At 63.0% G+C, this 18,562-nt stretch carries 13 protein-coding genes; 7 read left to right on the top strand and 6 right to left on the bottom strand.

Annotated elements, in window-relative coordinates:
* Positions 1–108: 108 nt before the first annotated feature.
* Positions 109–2,769 (bottom strand): aminopeptidase N, encoded by a 2,661-nt coding sequence (pepN, locus tag J7E82_RS04815; protein ID WP_214860991.1) that lies wholly within the window; start codon positions 2,767–2,769, stop codon positions 109–111.
* A gap of 25 nt (positions 2,770–2,794) precedes the next feature.
* A complete protein-coding gene (locus J7E82_RS04810; protein ID WP_308113618.1) occupies positions 2,795–3,847 on the bottom strand; it encodes a putative sulfate exporter family transporter in 1,053 nt (350 codons plus the stop codon).
* A gap of 125 nt (positions 3,848–3,972) precedes the next feature.
* On the opposite strand from J7E82_RS04810, the gene J7E82_RS04805 reads away from it, so the two are divergent.
* The 3 genes from J7E82_RS04805 (at position 3,973) to J7E82_RS04795 (ending at position 7,400) form a co-directional block, all read left to right on the top strand.
* Positions 3,973–5,529: a circularly permuted type 2 ATP-grasp protein gene (locus tag J7E82_RS04805; protein ID WP_214860984.1), complete on the top strand. Its 1,557-nt coding sequence runs from the start codon at positions 3,973–3,975 to the stop codon at positions 5,527–5,529.
* A gap of 96 nt (positions 5,530–5,625) precedes the next feature.
* Positions 5,626–6,552: an alpha-E domain-containing protein gene (locus J7E82_RS04800; RefSeq protein ID WP_214860982.1), complete on the top strand. Its 927-nt coding sequence runs from the start codon at positions 5,626–5,628 to the stop codon at positions 6,550–6,552.
* Positions 6,549–7,400, top strand: coding sequence for a transglutaminase family protein (locus J7E82_RS04795; protein ID WP_214860980.1), 852 nt, complete (start codon positions 6,549–6,551; stop codon positions 7,398–7,400). The genes J7E82_RS04800 and J7E82_RS04795 overlap by 4 nt, the downstream gene beginning before the upstream one ends.
* 30 nt (positions 7,401–7,430) lie before the next feature.
* Here the strand turns inward: J7E82_RS04795 and J7E82_RS04790 are convergent, their stop codons facing one another.
* Both J7E82_RS04790 and glgC read right to left on the bottom strand, forming a co-directional pair.
* A complete protein-coding gene (locus tag J7E82_RS04790) occupies positions 7,431–8,882 on the bottom strand; it encodes an SDR family oxidoreductase (RefSeq protein WP_214860978.1) in 1,452 nt (483 codons plus the stop codon).
* 42 nt (positions 8,883–8,924) lie between these two features.
* Positions 8,925–10,364: a glucose-1-phosphate adenylyltransferase gene (gene glgC, locus J7E82_RS04785; RefSeq protein ID WP_214860970.1), complete on the bottom strand. Its 1,440-nt coding sequence runs from the start codon at positions 10,362–10,364 to the stop codon at positions 8,925–8,927.
* 98 nt (positions 10,365–10,462) lie between these two features.
* Here glgC and glgA point away from each other — a divergent pair, with 98 nt between their 5' ends.
* Complete coding sequence (gene glgA, locus J7E82_RS04780) at positions 10,463–11,659, top strand: glycogen synthase (RefSeq protein ID WP_214860969.1); 1,197 nt, start codon at positions 10,463–10,465, stop codon at positions 11,657–11,659.
* A gap of 149 nt (positions 11,660–11,808) precedes the next feature.
* Here the strand turns inward: glgA and J7E82_RS04775 are convergent, their stop codons facing one another.
* Together J7E82_RS04775 and J7E82_RS04770 are read right to left on the bottom strand one after the other, a co-directional pair.
* Positions 11,809–13,932, bottom strand: coding sequence for an acyl-CoA dehydrogenase (locus J7E82_RS04775; RefSeq protein WP_214860967.1), 2,124 nt, complete (start codon positions 13,930–13,932; stop codon positions 11,809–11,811).
* 31 nt (positions 13,933–13,963) lie between these two features.
* The gene (locus J7E82_RS04770; RefSeq protein WP_214861286.1) at positions 13,964–14,662 is read right to left on the bottom strand and encodes a TetR/AcrR family transcriptional regulator; all 699 of its coding nucleotides are present in this window, start codon (positions 14,660–14,662) and stop codon (positions 13,964–13,966) included.
* 128 nt (positions 14,663–14,790) lie between these two features.
* On the opposite strand from J7E82_RS04770, the gene J7E82_RS04765 reads away from it, so the two are divergent.
* From J7E82_RS04765 to J7E82_RS04755, 3 genes are read left to right on the top strand one after another with little or no spacing between them, the layout of a single operon-like run.
* Positions 14,791–16,116, top strand: coding sequence for an acetyl-CoA C-acetyltransferase (locus J7E82_RS04765; protein ID WP_214861284.1), 1,326 nt, complete (start codon positions 14,791–14,793; stop codon positions 16,114–16,116).
* 8 nt (positions 16,117–16,124) lie between these two features.
* Positions 16,125–17,459, top strand: a complete 1,335-nt coding sequence (locus J7E82_RS04760) for a 3-oxoacyl-ACP reductase (RefSeq protein ID WP_214860959.1) — start codon at positions 16,125–16,127, stop codon at positions 17,457–17,459.
* Positions 17,456–18,400 carry a MaoC/PaaZ C-terminal domain-containing protein gene (locus J7E82_RS04755; protein WP_214860957.1) on the top strand — a complete coding sequence of 315 codons (945 nt, stop codon included), beginning with the start codon at positions 17,456–17,458 and terminating at the stop codon, positions 18,398–18,400. The genes J7E82_RS04760 and J7E82_RS04755 overlap by 4 nt, the downstream gene beginning before the upstream one ends.
* Positions 18,401–18,562: the final 162 nt, after the last annotated feature.

Here is an 18,562-nt window from a genome sequence, read left to right as displayed (position 1 = left end):
CATACAGCCGACTGCGTGACTTCTCTCAGGATACGTGCTGCCTATGAACCACGTCACGTCCTTGACGCAACATGACTCTCCCCACGCCTATAGGAACCGAATCTCAGCTCACCGGATTCGATACCGTTGCGACACCGCCGCCGCACCTGCTGCCTGCGCAGTCAGTGCCCTGAGAAGATGGCTTTGCTGCTCGATGACGATCCTGCGCAGTGCCCGCGGCGCCTTCGGATGGGTTTCGAGCCAGTCAGTGGTACGACGCACCACCGGATGCTCTGCGGGAACGGCGTCCGCTTCGAGATCTTGTTGGGACGGATACAATCCCCGCACGATCCTCCCGGCTATCTCAATGCTCCGCTCGCTCCACACGCGTTCCAGGCACTCGAAGTATGGCTCGATGTAGGCATTGAGCAGACCAGCCGGAGCGGTGTTGAACCCGGTGATGGTTGCGCTCAGCAGTTCGTTGGAAAGCTCACTCGAGTTGACCACGGAATTCCACGCCGCGGCCTTGATTTCGGGATCCGGCCAGGCAGCTAAAGCCGTAGCGTGGCCGGCGCGGCCCGACGCCGTCTTGTCGGCGGCCAGCTCGGCGTCGAGTTCCGTCTTGTCGGCGATTCCGTGGGCCGCCAGCGCGTGCCAGAAAGCCCACCGCAGCTCGGCGTCCACCGTCAGGCCAGGAACCGCCTGAGTCCCGTCCAGCAGCCCGCGCAGCAGAGTCAGGGCTGAATCTTCATACCTGCTCATTTCGGCGGTCGCACGGGCCCAGGCCAACTGCTGGTCGGAGCTCGAGGCGGCGGTGTGCAGTTGCGTTACTGCTGTGTCGAGGAAGCGCGTGCGCATGTCCCCTCGCGACTCCGCGGGTACGTAGTGTTTGAGGGCCGCCATGGCGTTGGACTGGATATTGAGGAGAACGCCCATTCCCGTCTCCGTCGGCGCAAACTGTTGGACGGCCCGAACGTACAGCTCGGCCGGCGATACGCCGTCGCGTGCAGCGTCCCACAGGGCAGTCCAGCACAATGCCCTCGCCATCGGATCGGTGATGCGATCCAGCGAGGTGCGGACCGTAGCCTCGGATAATGGATCCAGCCGAACTTTCGCGTAGCTCAGATCCTCGTCGTTGAGCAGGAGCAGCGCCGGCCGCGGCTTCCCGTCCAGTTCCGGTACGCCGGTTAGCGCTCCGTTGACCTCCACCGTCACCGAGTCTGTACGGACGAGGGGTCCGTCCTCGCCGTCGAAGTCGTACAGGCCAACCTTCAGCAGGTGGGGACGGTTCTCGGTCTTCCCGGTCGCAGGATCGAGGGCATCCTGCCTGATCGAAACCCCGGCCAACCGGTTGGAGCCACTCTCCGGCCGGACGCCGTCGTCGTTGATATCCGCACTGAGCGTGGAAATCCCGGAAGTCTGAAGCCAGCGTGCGGACCATCCTGTGAGGTCCCGCCCGGAGGAGCTTTCCAAGGCAGTCAGCAGGTCCTGAAGGGAGGTGTTGCCGAATTCGTGATCCCGGAAGTAGCGGCGGGCTCCCTGGATGAAGGCCTCGAACCCGACATAGGCCACAAGCTGCTTCAGGACCGAGGCGCCCTTGGCATAGGTGATGCCGTCGAAATTTTGCTTTGCGGCTTCGAGGTCTGGGATGTCGGCCACAATCGGATGGGTTGTAGGCAACTGGTCCTGCACGTAAGCCCAGGCCTTGCGCTTGTCCGCGAAATTCACCCAGGCAGTGTCCCAATGGGTGGCCTGGTCCACGGCAAGTGTGCCCATAAAGTCTGCGAGTGACTCCTTGAGCCACAGGTCGTCCCACCAGGCCATGGTCACCAGGTCGCCAAACCACATGTGCGCCATCTCGTGCATCAAGGTATTCGCGCGACCCTGATACTGCGAATCCGTGGCTCGCGACGTGTAGATGTACTTGTCAGTGAAGGTCACCAGGCCGGGATTTTCCATCGCGCCAAGGTTGTACTCAGGCACAAAAGCCTGGTCGTACTTGCCCCAGGGATAGGGGTAGTCGAAGAGTCCGTGGAAGAAATCCAGACCTGCCTTGGTCAGCCCAAACAGTTTGTCCCCATCGAAGGACTCCTTCAAGGACGCCCGGCAGTAGAGGGCCAGCGGCACCTCCAGGACCCTGCCGTCGTCAAACCTCTTGCTCCAGTGGTCCTCTGCCTTGAAGTAGGGGCCGGCCAGGACCGAAGTGATGTACGTGGACATGCGCTTGGTGGGTGCAAAATCCCAGCGACTCGTGGCTGGGTCGCTCGTCAATTGGACGCGGTCCGCCTCAGCGCCGTTGGATGCCACGTGCCATTCCGATGGTGCCATGACGTGGAACGTGAATTCGGCTTTGAGATCGGGCTGTTCGAAGTTGGCGAACACGCGTCGTGCATCCGACGGTTCGTACTGGGTGTACAGGTACACCTTCCCGTCAGCCGGGTCCACGAACCTGTGCATGCCTTCGCCCGAATTGCTGTACCGTGCGATAGCCGTAACGGTGACCTGGTTCTCCGCCTGGAGATTGTCCAGCCGGATGCGTGAGCCGTCGACTACGTCGGCAATCGGAAGGTCCTTGCCGTTCAGGAAGACGCTGTGGACACTTTCGCCGATGAAGTCCAGGAACGTCGATGACCCGGGAGTGGCGGAGAAATTGATGACGCTGCGGCTGGGATACCCCGTCGTGTCCGGGTCTGTCGCACCGCGGACATCCAGGGAGACCTCGTAGCTGTGGGTGCTCACTAGAGTTGAACGGGCGGCAGCTTCGTCGCGTGACAGGTTGTGATTTGGCACACGGCTATCTAACCATGAGCCATTATCAAACCATCAGCCATACTGCACCCAGGCCAAGCAGCGCGATCAGGAGCCACGCGATCAGGGCCACTAGCAAGGCGCGTCCTCCCGTGTCCATAAGCGTCCGGACGCGGACGGCCGATCCGAGCCCGAACAGGGCGGCGGCAAGCAGCACGTCCTGGAGTCCACCAGCGGCTGCAAGCACTACGGGGTCCACCCACCCCAGGGAGCGCACGGCCACCATGATGACGAATCCCAGCACAAAGAGCGGAACGATTGGCGGCAGCTTTCCGGGATGGGCCGGTGCGTCAGTGCCTGCGGCGAGGAAATCCCGCAGGGCCTGCCGGGAGGCCAGGCGTTGCTGAATTCCGGCGGCTGCCGCGATGGGGGCGAGAAGGATCACTCGCGAAAGTTTGACGACGACGGCGATCGCCAGGGCTGCGGGCCCGGCCGTCTGGGCGGTTGCCACAACTTGGCCGACGTCGTGGACGGATGCCCCGGTCCAGGCGCCAAATTCCCGCGGATCGAGCCCAAGGGGATGGATCAGCAGTGGCAGCACGCCGATGGCAACCGTGCCGCACAGGGTCACGAGGGCAACCGGCAACACAGTGTCCGCGTGCCTGATCCTGCGCACTGCGGCCATGGCACCGATCGCCGATGCCCCGCAGATGGAGAAACCTGTGGCAATCAGCAGGGACGCCTCGCGCGGCAGTCTTAGGGCCCGGGCGGCACCATAACTGCCCGCGAAACTGGCCAGGACCACGAACGAGATCAACAGCAGCGCAAACCAGCCAAGCCCAAGAACATCCATGATGCTGACCTTCAATCCCAGCAACACGATGCCCGGGCGCATCAGGTGTTTTCCAGCGAAATCGAGGCCTGCCCGTGCCCGGCCCGCAATCCAGACCGCCGTCGCCGGAATGTTTGCCGAAAGCAGGCCCAGCGCTACGGCGGCCGTCATGGCAGGCACTGACGGTACAAGGGCGTGAACGATAAATGCCAGTCCAGTTCCGGCAACGGCAGCAACCACCCCGGCACCCAGGCGGGACGCGTGGGAGAAAGGGATGTAGGCTTGCACGCCTCAACCTTGCCGGATGGGTAGTGTTAAACGCGAACCGGGGCAGCTCCAGCGATCAGGGGTAGCAGGGCGCCGCTCAATCCGCAGTAATGCTTTTGAAACAAAAAGGTGATTGTCTAATTTCCATGTCTGACCTATTCCAGGATTACTCCGAGGCCGCCGAACGCACGGGCGCCTACGACGAGATGTTCGCCCCGGGCCAGTTGGCCAGAAAATCCTACGGTCAGGTTGCGGAGGCCCTGCGTAAACTTTCCCTCACTGATGTCAGTGCCCGGGCGGATTCGATGGCCAGGACCTTCCTCGACAGGGGCGTCACTTTTGACTACGCGGGGGAGGAACGCCCGTTTCCCCTCGACATCGTTCCCCGCGTCATACCGGCCGAGGAATGGAACGTGCTGGAACGTGGTGTTGCCCAGCGCGTTCGGGCCCTGGAGGCCTTCCTGAACGATGTTTACGGCAAGATGTCGGTGGTGACAGACGGCGTCATTCCCCGGCAGCTCGTGACGACGAGCGCGCACTTCCATCGCGCCGTGCATGGTTTTGAACCGGCAGGCGGTGTCCGTGTTCATATTTCGGGGATCGACGTCGTCCGGGACGCCGCGGGTACCTTCCGTGTTCTCGAGGACAATGTCCGAGTGCCCTCGGGCGTCAGCTACGTGCTTGAAAACCGCCGGGCCATGGCCAAAGGCCTCCCGGAAGCGTTCGGCCAGCAGCACATCCGGCCCGTGGAAGAGTATCCCCGCAGGCTCCTGTCCGCGCTGCGGAAAACCGCACCGTCCGGCGTCGACGACCCCACCGTCGTCGTCCTGACCCCTGGGGTCTTCAATAGCGCCTACTTCGAACATACCCTGCTGGCAGGCCTCATGGGCGTCGAGCTCGTCGAGGGACGTGACCTGATCTGCCGCGGCAACCGGGTGTACATGCGAACCACCGCAGGCGAGCAGCGCGTGGACGTGATCTACAAGCGCATCGACGACGACTTCCTGGACCCCCTGCAGTTCCGCTCTGATTCGATGCTGGGTTGCCCGGGGCTGGTCAACGCCGCCCGTGCCGGAGGCGTCACCATCGCCAACGCAGTAGGTAACGGCGTCGCGGACGACAAGCTCGTCTACAGCTACGTTCCGGACCTGATCCGCTACTACCTGCATGAAGAGCCCATCATCGCCAACGTGGACACCTTCCGCCTCGAGGAAAAGGAAGCGCGCGAGCACGTCCTGGACCGCCTTGACGAGCTCGTGGTCAAGCCTGTGGACGGTTCGGGAGGCAAGGGCCTGGTGATCGGCCCCGATGCCTCAAAGGAGGAGCTTGACGCACTGCGCAAACGGGTCCTTGCCGACCCCCGTGGCTGGATTGCCCAGCCGGTGCTCCAGCTGTCCACCGTGCCCACCCTTGCAGGGGACAAGTTCGGGCCTCGCCACGTGGACCTCAGGCCGTTCGCAGTAAACGACGGCGACGACATCTGGGTGCTGCCCGGAGGGCTGACCAGGGTCGCGCTCAAGGAAGGATCGCTGATCGTCAATTCCAGCCAGGGGGGCGGCTCGAAGGACACGTGGGTCCTGGCGGATTCTCCGCAGCTTCCCGCCGAGGCACTGCCGAGGCCATCCGTCGTCGTTCGCGAGAGAGTGTCCGTGTGGCCGGTCGAGAGCAACTGGCGGGACCGCCAGAATGAGCAGCAGCAGTGAAGCAGCGACTCGACGGCGGAGCAGTAACGTCGCAGGGAATTGAGGACAACGACATGCAGGACACTCACACTTCGGAACCGCGGGAGGTAAACGCGAATGCTTAGCCGTATTGCTGAGTCCCTGTTCTGGATCGGACGCTATGTTGAGCGTGCCGACGGCACCGCCCGGATCCTGGACGTGCATCTGGAGCGGCTGAACCATCTTCCCGCCGAGGAACAGCGCAGCGTGGCCCGGGAGCTGCTTGCCGTCATGGGGGCGCGACCGGACAGCGAGGACTTCGGGCTTCCTGAGCTGCTACACGCCCTCGCGTACGACAAGCAAAGCGCATCTTCCATTGCCGGATCCCTCGGCGCGGCCCGCGAAAATGCGCGTCGGGCACGGGAGACCGTGTCCTCAAGCCTCTGGGAGAGCCTCAACACCACCTATTACGGGCTGAACCAGCACCGTAAGGACGTGGTGGGAACGTACCGTTTCTGCAACTGGGTGCTCGAGCGCACGGCCATGGTGCGCGGGTTGGCCGATACCACTGTCAGCCATGACGAAAGCTGGCTGTTCCTAGTCCTGGGACGGTCGCTGGAGCGCGCGGATATGACAGCCCGAATGCTCTCTACCCGCGACGTGCTCTCCGCTGGAATGTCCTGGGTGAACATGCTGCGCTGTGCCGGCGCCTACGAATCCTTCCTGAGGACCCGACGCGCGGCATTCGGCGACCAGCACGCGGCCGAATTCCTCTTACTGGACCGCTTGTTCCCCCGTTCGATCGTGTACGCACTGCGCGACGCCGACGAATGCCTGGCAAAGCTCGACCCGTCGGCGCAACGGGTGGGCTTCATCAACGACGCCCGCCGCATTGTGGGGCAGGCGCGCACATTCCTGGAATTCCACCGCACGGACGACCTCATGTCCGAGCTGCCCGAACACATGGAACGTGTCCAGAAGGCCGTCAACCAGGCCTCCGACGCCATTTCCCGTAAGTACTTCAATCAGGCGGATGAACTGGCCTGGGTGGGAGAAGTTTCATGACCCGGCTGAGCATCGTCCACAGGACCGCCTACAAATACAACCGCCGCGTGACGCTGTCCTATAACGAGGCGCGCATGACCCCCCTGACAGACCCGCAGCAGGTGGTGCTGGAATCCTCCCTGAAGGTCTCGCCTACACAGGCCGCCGTCAGCAGCTACCGGGATTACTGGGGCACCCGCGTCACGGCGTTCGACATGCAGATGCCGCATGATCACCTTGAAGTCCTTTCCACCACCACGGTTGAGGTGCACCGGGTGGAACGCGTCGCCCTGGACGGGGAAGTGGTGGGCTGGGATGTGCTTGCCGACGGCGAGACGCTGAACCAGTTCAGCGACTGGCTGCCGCAATCCCAGCTCAGTGCCCCCGGCGAGGAGGTACTCGGCATCATCCCGGGCGTCGTTGAGGGGCGCAATCCCCACGAAGCTGCGCTGGCGATCTTCGAATGGATGCGTGGCGAAATGACCTACATGAAGGGCACTACGGGGGTCACCACCAACGCCGAAGAAGCGTGGCAGCACCGCCAGGGCGTCTGCCAGGACCTGGCTCACCTCGCCATCGGCGCACTTCGCAGCTGCGGCATCCCCGCACGCTACGTTTCGGGGTACATCCACCCGAACTCCTCGGCACCAATCGGTGAAACTGTTGCCGGGCAATCACACGCGTGGCTGGAATGGTGGGACGGCGAATGGCGCAGCTGGGACCCGACCAACCATAAACCTGCCGGGGACCACCACGTCACGGTCGCCAGGGGGCGTGACTACCGGGATGTTCCGCCGCTCAAGGGAATCCTCTCCGGCGGCGGTGGTTCTGCCCTGACAGTGACGGTCGAGATCACTCGCCTGGCCTAGCAGCGGGCCTTTGTCGGCAGCCGGCCTTCGTCACCATGGCGAGGGCCGGTAGTCCTTAAGGAAGACGCCGTACTGGTCCTCGCCCTTTTCGCCCATCACGATGGGGTCATAGACGCGAGCCGCGCCGTCCACAAGGTCAAGGGGAGCGTGGAAGCCTTCTTCCATGAGCCGCACCTTGGTGTAGTGCGGCCGCTCGTCAGTGATCCAGCCTGTGTCCACTGCTGTCATAAGGATGCCGTCGGTGTCCAGCATCTCCTGGGCACTCGTGCGGGTCATCATGTTCAACGCAGCCTTGGCCATGTTGGTATGCGGATGTCCCGGGCCCTTGTAGGCGCGGGAGAACTGCCCCTCCATGGCCGAGACGTTCACAATGTATTTCCTGCGCGCGCTGGAGCGTCGCATGGCACCACGAAGCCTGCTGACCAGAAGGAACGGCGCCGTGACGTTGCAGAGCTGGACTTCCAGCATCTCCAGCGGATCCACCTCGTCCACTACCTGGGTCCAGCTGTTGATGGTGGCGAGGTCCGGAACCAGGCCGCCGGCGTCGATGGCCGTGCCGGACGCGATGCGCTCCAAAGAAGCCGAGCCGGTGGACAATGCCAGCGACGTGATGGCATCCCCGGCGAGGACCGGGTGTTCCGTCACGCTTGTGGTGAGCGCAAGCGGGTGCTTGTCGTGGGCATGCCCGAACGTGACAAGTTCAGGACCGCCGTTTGCTGCCAGGAGGGCGGCGGGCAAGGGCTCGTCCTCTGCGTCCACCAGCGGTTTGTAGGCGTTCCCGGACCTGCGTACCGTCTGCGCCGCATTGTTGATGATGATGTCCAGCGGGCCGGCCTCGTTCAGGGAATCTGTCAAGGCCATCACTTGGGACGGATCGCGCAGGTCGATTCCGACGATCCGAAGGCGGTGAAGCCACTCAGGGCTGTCCTCCATCGCCGCGAAGCGGCGGGCAGCGTCCTTCGGGAAACGGGTGGTAATGGTGGTGTGCGCGCCATCCCGGAGCAGCCTCAAGGCGATATACATGCCGATCTTGGCACGGCCACCAGTAAGCAACGCCCGACGACCAGTCAGGTCCGTGCGGGCATCACGCTTGCTGTGGCTGAATGCAGCACACTCGGGGCAAAGCTGGTGGTAGAACGCGTCAACCTGGGTGTAGTGCTGCTTGCAGATGTAGCACGGGCGGGAACGGGTCAAATGTCCGGCAATTTCACCTGTCGCCGACGGCGCAAGCTTGTTGCCCTTGGTTTCGTCGTCGATCCTGTCAGGAGCCGCAGTGGCTGTTTGGGCCAGGACGGCACGGTCGGCCTCAGCGATGAGGTCGCGCTTAACCACCCGGCGGTGGCGCTTTACGGCCTTGAACATCTTTCCCGTCGCGCGGCGCACCGAAACGTAGTCAGGGTGCTCCTCGTCGTAAACGTGGATTGTGTTCAGAACCTTGAGGCAGGCCTGGATCTCTTCAGGCGTCAGATCGGTGGAGCTCATTGATCCGATTTTACAGCCTTGCCGCCGCCGGGTTCGCGTCAGTTAGCGGGTGGCGTCCGCCCGGTCTACGGAGGAGGCCCTGCCATTGCCGGCGTGGGAGACTGCGGGTGCGTCGGCATGGAGTTCTGCGACCTTCTCCACCGAGGCCCTGACCTCCGGGTTGACTTCGACTGCCGCCTTCACTGCTTCAGGGACGGACCTGCGGTATTCCGCAGACAAAGCAAGTTCGGCCTCATCGGGCTGGGGAACCGCCTGCCCCTTGGCGAGGACCGTGATCCCGGAGTCAGTCACCTTAAAACCGCGCGCCCGATCGAGCTCCTGGTCCACGCCAATTGCGGCACCCGCCGGCACATGAACATTCTTGTCGAGGATGGCCCGCTTGATGACGGCACCTTCGCCCACTCGAACCTTGTCCATGAGCACAGAGTCCTGGACACGGCTCGCGGTGGCGACGTAGACGTCGTTGGAGAGCACCGAACCCTCTACGATGCCGCCTGAAATAACCACCCCGCTGGCCACAATGGAGTCCAGTGCAGTGCCGACAGTATTATTTTCGCCCCGGACGAACTTCGCCGGCGGGGAGACGCTTTGGCGGGTGTAGATAGGCCACTCGGAGTTGTACAGATTGAAGATCGGCACCGGGGAGATGAGATCCATGTGGGCGTCGTAGAAGGAGTCGATGGTTCCTACGTCACGCCAGTAGGTACGATCGCGCTCCGTGGAGCCCGGGATGTCGTTAAGAGTGAAGTCGTAGACGCCTGCTTCGCCGCGGCTGACGAAATACGGGATGATGTCCCCACCCATGTCGTGCTTCGTGTCGAGCCGCTCGGCGTCGACGTGCAGTGCGTCCACCAAGGCGTCGGCGTCGAAGACGTAGTTTCCCATCGATGCCAGGAACTGGGAGGGATCGGCGGCAAGGCCCTGGGTGGTGGCAGGCTTCTCGACGAACGCCGCGATCTTCTGGGGATCGTTCTGGTCCACCTCGATCACGCCAAACTGGTTGGCCATGTTCAGGGGCTGGCGGACGGCGGCGACGGTGGCCTTGGCACCGCTGGCAATGTGCTGCTGCACCATCTGCGCAAAGTCCATGCGATAAACGTGGTCAGCGCCGACCACCACAACGATGTCCGGATTATCATCGTGGATCAGGTTCAGGGACTGGTAGATGGCATTGGCGCTGCCAAGGAACCAGCTCTTGCCGACGCGCTGCTGCGCGGGCACGGACGCTACATAACGGCCAAGCTGGGTGGACATCCGCCAGGTCTCCGAAATATGGCGGTCAAGGCTATGCGATTTGTATTGCGTAAGAACGACAATTCGGAGGTATCCCGAATTGACCAGGTTGGAGAGGGCGAAATCGATAAGCCGGTAGCCGCCGGCAAAGGGCACGGCAGGTTTGGCTCGATCAGCCGTCAATGGCATCAGTCGGTTTCCCTCGCCGCCCGCTAGGACAATGGCCAGGACTTTCTTGTTTAACGGCATGATCGTCGCTCCCGTACGTCTTCGTATCCCCAATTGCCCGGGTTGGCCGGACTCTTTCACACTAGAACACTACCGGGGGAACGACTACGTTAGGTAACGTGCGAATAGACATTGTGACTAAAGAATTCCCGCCCGAAATCTATGGGGGTGCTGGTGTGCACGTGGCTGAACTCAGCCGCGTCCTTGCCAAGCATGTAAATCTGCAGGTGCGCGCTTTTGGCGCCAACCGAGATTCCGACTTCCATGGGGCAACCGTGACCTCCTACTCGACTCCCGCTGATCTGGACGGCGCTAATGCCGCTGTCCAGACTCTCGGCGTCGACCTCCGGATCGTCCCTGACGTTGCGGGGGCGGACCTTGTCCACTCGCACACTTGGTATGCAAACATGGCCGGCCACCTGGCGTCGCTGCTTCACGGCATTCCCCACGTGCTCAGCGCACACAGCCTGGAGCCGCTTCGGCCGTGGAAAGCCGAGCAGCTGGGCGGCGGCTACGCCCTCTCGTCCTGGGTCGAAAAAACCGCGTATGAAGCGGCGGCAGCCATCATCGCCGTTTCTGACGGGATGCGGAACGACATCCTGCGCAGCTATCCCGAGGTGGATCCCGCCAAAGTCCACGTGGTGCACAACGGAATCGACGTCGGACTCTGGGTTCGCGACGAAGCCGAGGACCACGTGCGGGCCCTCGGCATCGATCCGGCCAAGCCAAGCGTCGTGTTCGTTGGCCGCAACACGCGCCAGAAGGGTGTCCCCTATCTGTTGCGGGCCGCTTCCAAGCTTCCGGACAACGTACAGCTGGTCCTGTGCCTCGGCGCCGCCGATACCCCCGAACTTGCCGCCGAGACCGCTGCATTGATCGAGGACCTCCAGAAGGAACGCGAAGGCGTCATCGTGATCGAGCGCATGCTGCCCCGGAACGAGCTGATCCAGGTATTGAGCCATGCGACCGCTTTTGCCTGCCCGTCCATCTACGAGCCGTTGGGCATCGTTAACCTCGAGGCCATGGCCTGTGGTGCCGCCGTTGTGGCAAGCGCCACGGGCGGCATCCCGGAAGTTGTCCAGCACGGAGAAACCGGCCTGCTCGTCGACCTTGAGCAGGTGACGGACGGAACGGGGACACCCCTGGACCCGGAAAAGTTCGTCAACGACTTCGCTGCGGCCCTGACCGAGGTAGTATCCGACCCCAAGCGGGCACGGGAGATGGGCGCTGCCGGACGGCTTCGCGCTGAACAGCATTTCTCCTGGGAATCGATCACGGATACCACCCTGGCGGTCTACCGCTCGGTGTTGAACTGATGATCGGTGTTGAACTGAAGGTCAGTGTTGAACTGACCCGGCGTGCGTTGATCTGACGCGGGCTAAGGCCCCGACGGCTAAACGCGACGACGGCGCTGCTCCCCATAGTGGGAGCGGCGCCGTCGCTTTCCTGCCTCGCTTTCGGGACGTCAGCGGGACCTGGGCCCACCCTTCGGTTTCTCCAGTGCCAGAAGCGCTTTCTCCTCCAAGGGGGTGTCCCCGCTGGCCCGCTGGACACGGAAATATTCGCGTGCCGCATCCTGGCGGGACTTCTCGGCGCCCGTCGCGATAGCGGCTCGCAGATGGTCAGACCCGTAGCCGAAGGCATCCACAAGATCCAGGGCGTGGGGGCGGATCTTTGCGAGCAGCCTGTTGATATAGGCGCCGACGGTGCGCCCGCGCTGCATCGATAGCCGGCCGTTCATGAGATACCAGGACAGGTGCTTTTCGATCAGCGATAGTCCGAAGAGGTCGCGAAGCCAGGTCAGCACCTGTTTTGTGCCCGGATCCGACACCTTGCCGAGGGCTTCAGTGAAGGCTTCCCACTGGACGAGTTCGGCGTGCGCCTGGGCAGCGTCGATGAGGTCATCCTGATGCTGGTTGAACAGCGCGGCCGATTGGTGCTGGGGAAGCCTGCTGGCACCCTTCAAGGCCGAACCCACTTCGGCCACCATCGATTGAACCCGATCCGTGAGGAGGGCGCGCTGGCTTTCCTCGTCGCGCAGTGCAAGAGCGGCTTTCTGCACCGACCCGGTATCGGCGACGAACTGTGCAACCTGCCGTAGTCCGGTCCGGTAAAGCGCCACGCCGGCGGCCTGGCCGACGACGTATCGCGCCAGCACACCGAAATCAACGTTGCGGAACTCCTTGGCGTAGTCAGCCAGGAGCCGTTTCGCGACCAGCTGCAGGAGGACGGTGTTGTCACCTTCGAAGGTGACGTAGACATCCAGGTCCGCCCGCAGTGAGGCGAAGCGGTTTTCGATCAGGAACCCGGCGCCGCCACACGCTTCACGGCATTCCTGCAGGGTGTCGAGGGCATGCCAGGTGCTCAAGGGCTTCAAGGCTGCGGCCAGCGTCTCCAGGTCCTGGCGGTCGGAATCCGTGTCATGGGCGCCGGAAAAGACGTCATCGAACTTTTGCAGCAGCTGCTCGTGGGCGAAGGAGGCCGCGTAGGTTGTCGCAAGCCGAGTGAAGAGCCTGCGTTGATGGCGCTGGTAGTCCAGCAGGACCTCTTCGTCTATGGGGGATGAGGCGTTGAACTGGCGGCGTTCGCTGGCGTATTGGATGGCGGTTTTGAGTGCTACCTTGCTCGCTGCGACGGCGGCACCGTCCAGCGACACGCGACCTTGGACGAGGGTGCCGAGCATCGTGAAGAAACGCCGTCCCGGGCTTTCGATCGGAGACGTGTAAGTGCCGTCTTCGGCGACATTTCCGTAGCGGTTCAGAAGGTTCGCGCGCGGGACCCGGACGTTGCTGAAATGCAGCCTGCCGTTGTCGATGCCGTTAAGCCCGCCCTTGACGCCGTCGTCCTCCCCGCCAATTCCCGACAGGAACTGCTTCGTCTCGGGGTCGCGCAGCTCGACATAAAAAGCATGCACGCCATGGTTGACGTTCTGGGTGATCAGTTGCGCGAACACAACGGCCGCGAGTCCGTCCACCGCGGCATTGCCGATGTAGTCCTTCCAGGCCGCGCGGAAGGGCGTGTTCAGCACGAACTCGCCGCTGCCGGCGTCGTAAACGGCGGTTGTGGCAATGCTGGCGACGTCGGAGCCGTGGCCTGTCTCGGTCATGGCAAAGCAGCCCGGGATATCCAGGTTCATGATGCCTGGAAGCCATTTGTTGTGGTGCTCCTCGGTGCCCAGGTGCATCACGGCAGAACCGAAGAGGCCCCACTGAACGCCAGCCTTGATCTGCAGGGATGGATCCGCAGTGACGAGCTCCTCGAAGCCGGCAATATTGCCGCCGTGATCGTCGGAGCCTCCAAGGCGTACAGGGAACGCGCGATGCACGGCCTCGTTATCCACGAGGTATTTCAACTGACCGAACACGCGCTTGCGATGCTCAGAATGGGGGAGTCCCTCGATCTTGTACACTTCGGGACGGGCCGCGAGCTCGCGCGCCTTACGGCGGACGTCGGCCCACCTGCCGAGGAGCTGCTCGCCGAGGGCCGCAACATCGACGGCGGGCTGCGCAGTTCCGGGTTGTGCAGTCCCGGGTTCGGCGCTGGCGGTTTCAGGCGCACCTGGTGCGCCGCGATCCACTACTTCAGTCACGGTGATTCCTTCTTTGGTTTCGAACAACTGATCAGTTCCTGGAGGTTGTCTTAAGTTCAGGGGCGATACCCACGCATAGCCAGTCAGTGATTTGACGAGCCATCGCTTCCTGGTCCGGCTTGGCGGGGGACGTTGGACTGCCCAGCCACATTTCCCCAGCGTTCCGCACGAGGCCGATTGCCGCCGTCGGCCAGTAGCCGATGATCGCTTCCTTGTCCTCGCCGAGGTGTTCCCGCATGGGCTTCGCGATCATTTCGCTGATGGCTTCGAAAAAATGGCCCAGGGCGCCGGAGGCGGCGAGGGGGTCCTGCTGGGAGGGCTCACCCGGCGTCGACCGGGTCACGAAGGCGTAGACGTTTGGGCTGGACTCTGCCATCTGGAGATAGGCCGAGACCATGGCCAGGAGTCCTTCGCGGGGAGTTTCAGCGTTACGGGTGGCATCCAGCATTCGACGCTGCATCTGGCCGAGGATCACTTCGCCCATGGCCTGCTGCAGGCCGGCCTTATCCCCGAAGTAGCGATAAAACACGGACTTCGACGTGCCCGCGGCGGCGGCGATGTCCTCCATCGAGGCCTCGCTTCCAAGGGCATGCACCGCCTTCCGGGCGGTCTTGATCAACTCCCTGCGCCGTACCTCACGATGCTGCTGCCAGCGGGCGGCACGTCCATCGACTGATTGCCCGAGGGCGGCTTGTCCGACGGCGGCCCCGGCAGGGTCGGCGACAGGCATGGTTTCAGGAGGGAGCGTGTTCACGATACTCAGCGTATCAGGTACGCTGGGTATCGGTAATTTAACGATCAGGTGTTTTGCGATCAAAGGAGAAATGCGTGCCTGCTGAAGCAGAGATCACAAATGGAATGACTGTCACTTCCAGTGCGAGCCTCCGCACGTTCCGCCCGGCCGTCGTCGTAGGCGGGAACCGGATTCCCTTTGCCCGAACCGGCGGGGCCTACACGAAGTCTTCTAACCAGGACATGCTGACGGCGGCGCTCGACGGACTTATCGCACGCTTCGGACTCCAGGAGGAGAAGCTTGGCGAAATCGCCGCGGGGGCCGTGTTGAAGCACTCCCGTGACTTCAACCTCACGCGGGAAGTCGTGCTGGGCTCAGCGCTGTCGCCGGAGACGCCGGCTTATGACCTCCAACAGGCATGTGCCACCGGCCTGGAAACCGTCCTTGGCCTTGCCAACAAGATCAAGCTCGGGCAGATCGATTCCGCCATTGCCGGAGGAGTGGATTCCGCTTCCGACGCGCCTATCGCCGTGAGTGAAGGCCTCCGCGCAGTCTTGCTCGATTTGAGTCGTGCCAGGACGGTACCCGAACGGTTAAGGATCCTCACGCGCCTTCGGCCAAAGGACCTTAGCCCGGACGCCCCCAACACAGGGGAGCCGCGCACAGGACTCTCCATGGGTGAGCACCAGGCCCTGACCACAGCGCAATGGAAGATCACGCGTGAGGCACAGGACGAACTTGCCCTGAACAGCCATCGAAACCTCGCAGCTGCCTATGAGCGTGGATTCTTCGACGATCTCCTCACCCCGTACCGAGGCCTTGCCCGCGATTCGAACCTGCGTGCTGACACTTCCCTTGAGAAGCTTGCCAGCCTGAAGCCGGTGTTCGGCAAGAGCCTTGGTGACGAGGCAACCATGACGGCCGGCAACTCCACGCCCCTCACTGACGGAGCCTCCACAGTGTTGCTTTCGAGCGAGGAGTGGGCCGACGCGCGTGGCCTGCCCAAGCTGGCAACTGTGGTGGATGGCGAAGCCGCAGCCGTCGACTTCGTCCATGGCAAGGACGGGCTGCTGATGGCACCCGTTTTCGCGGTTCCGCGACTCCTGAAGAGGAACGGCCTGACCCTGGACGACCTGGATTTCTTCGAGATCCATGAAGCCTTTGCCGGGACAGTCCTTAGCACCTTGGCAGCCTGGGAGGACGAAGAATTTGGACGGACTCGCCTGGGGTTGGAAGGAGCGTTTGGAAGTATCGATCGCAGCAGGCTCAACGTCAATGGCTCTTCGCTGGCGGCAGGGCATCCATTCGCCGCCACAGGGGGCAGGATCGTGGCGTCGCTGGCGAAGATGCTGCACGAAAAGGGCATGGTTGACGGTCGCCCGGCACGTGGCCTCATCTCGGTCTGCGCTGCCGGCGGACAGGGCGTCGTCGCACTGCTGGAAGCACGCTAGGGGGATTCGTGAGCGACACGCAGTTGGTCAGCCACGGCATTGGACGTGACGTTGCCAGGAAACTAGGACTCCCACAGCCCGTGACGCTTCGCCGCTACAGGCCGGGGGAGCCGCTGGTTCCAGGTCCCGTCCTCATCATCGGTGACTCAGCCGGTTCGGAAGACTTGGCCACCTCGCTCCTCTCCTGGGAGCTGGACGTCCGGCGCAACGCGCTTCCCAAGGAAAAGCTCGGAGCCATCGTGCTGGTGCTTGACGGCGTGGAACATCCCGATGACCTGGCGGCTCCGGTATTGACCGTGGCAAGTTTGCTCCGCGATCTCGCGCCTAACGGCCGGGTGGTGACGGTTTCACGGCCGGCGTCTACGGCCGCTTCACCCGCTGCCGCGGCGGCCCGGCAGGCTGTGGATGGCTTCCTGCGCTCCCTTGCCAAGGAGCTAAGGGCTGGTGCCACTGCCAACGGCATCGTCCTGGCCGACGGCGTCCCGAGTTCAAGTCCCAGCGCCCTCGGTGCCCTGCGCTTCCTTCTGTCGGGACGCTCCGCTTTCGTTGACGGGCAGTTCATCACCGTCGGGACGGATTCCGGCAAGCTGCCCGACGACGTCGACAGGCCCCTCAGCAGCAAAGTCGCTGTGGTTACTGGCGCCGCACGTGGAATTGGCGCCGCTATCGCACGGACCCTGCACCGTGACGGCGCCGTCCTGGTCCTGATCGATGTGCCGGCTGCGGGGGAGCAACTCGCCGCCGTCGCCAACGAAGTCCACGGCACTGCCCTCCAGTTGGATATCACGCGCGAAGACGCCGCTAGGCGAATACTGGATCATGCGCTCGAGCGGCACGGACGCCTGGACATCATGATCCATAACGCCGGAATCACCAGGGACAAGCTCCTGGCCAACATGGACGAGGCCCGCTGGAACTCCGTCATTGCGGTAAATATCGCCGCCCAGCTTCGAATCAACCAAACCCTTCTGTCATCAGACGCCCTTTCCCAAGCTCCGAGGATTGTTTCCCTCGCCTCCACAAGCGGGATCGCCGGAAACCGGGGACAGACCAACTATGCGGCGTCAAAGGCCGCAGTCATTGGCATGGTTCGGGCCACGGCACCGCTCCTGAAGGACGCCGGGGGGACCATCAACGCCGTCGCCCCTGGATTCATCGAGACTGAAATGACCCACCGCATCCCCTTCGCAACCCGGGAGATCGCACGCAGGCTCAACTCGTTGCAGCAGGGCGGGCGCCCGGAGGACGTTGCCGAAACAATTGCTTTCCTCGCCTCCGATGCCGCGGGTGGCATCTCAGGAGAGGTATTGCGGGTGTGTGGGCAAAACATGGTGGGTGCATGAACGGGAATCAGCCGGTCATCCTCGGGGAGCTACCCTCGCTGTCCAGGCTCTATATCAACGCCGCTGCGGCGGCGGCTCGTCGACGGGTCCTCGGCTCCCACACGGGAAACACCCTTCCTTCCCTGACCCATGAGGTGCGGGGGGTGCTGCCCGACGTCAGAAACCTCACCGCGTACCAGCACCTCGTCGGTGAACCGGCGAGCGATATCCTGCCCGCCGGCTTCATTCACGCCCTGGCGTTCCCCGTCGCGCTCAGTGTCATGAATCGTGAGGACTTCCCCCTGCCGCTCCTGGGGATGGTCCACCTGAAGAACAGCGTCCAGCAGCGGGTGGCTGTGGAGTTCAACCAGGCGCTGGACATCCGATCCTGGACGGAGAATCTGCGAGGCCACAGATCCGGGACGCAAGTGGACGTGATAGCGGAGGCCCGCGTTTCCGGCAGCACAGAGCCGGCCTGGACAGGAGTGTCAACGTATTTGGCGAAGGGTGTGTTCCTCCCAGGGGTCGATAAGCCGCTCCCTCCGTCCGAAACGACGGAGGAATTCCTGGCCCCCAATCCAACCGCCGTTTGGCAGTTGGGGGTCGATACGGGCCGAATGTATGCCGCCGTATCCGGAGACTTCAACCCGATCCACCTCAGCACGATCTCTGCCAAGGCATTGGGGATGCGGCGCTCGATCGCGCATGGGATGTACCTCGCGTCCCGTGCGCTTGCTGAGGTCGGCGTACCCCGACTGGATCCCTTCACCTGGGATGTTTCCTTTGAGGCGCCGGTATACCTTCCTGCGAAAGTCGCCCTGAATATCGAGGCTGTTAAGTCCAATTCAGGAGCTTATTCCGGCTCAGGGTCTGACCCAGGTGTGTGGGAACGCGCCGAGTACGTGGCTTGGAACCCCCGCAGCGGTCGCCGGCATTTCAGCGGTTCGGTGACGGCGGCCTAGTACTACAGTCGCGGTTATTTCTTTGTTTGTCGTTTGCGGTAGTGGTGTTCACGGGCCCGGTGTTGGTGTTTTCGGCGCCAGCGTGAGCGTTCCAGTACGTGGTTTTGGGCGGGGATCCTGGCCCAGACGAGACGGGTGATCAGGTGCCGGATTTCGGGCAGG

It is taken from the genome of Arthrobacter sp. ISL-30, assembly GCF_018613855.1.
In the GTDB taxonomy this organism is placed as follows: Bacteria; Actinomycetota; Actinomycetes; order Actinomycetales; family Micrococcaceae; genus Arthrobacter.
Note: the sequence above shows the minus strand (reverse complement) of the source record. Positions and strands in the feature narration are given on the sequence as shown.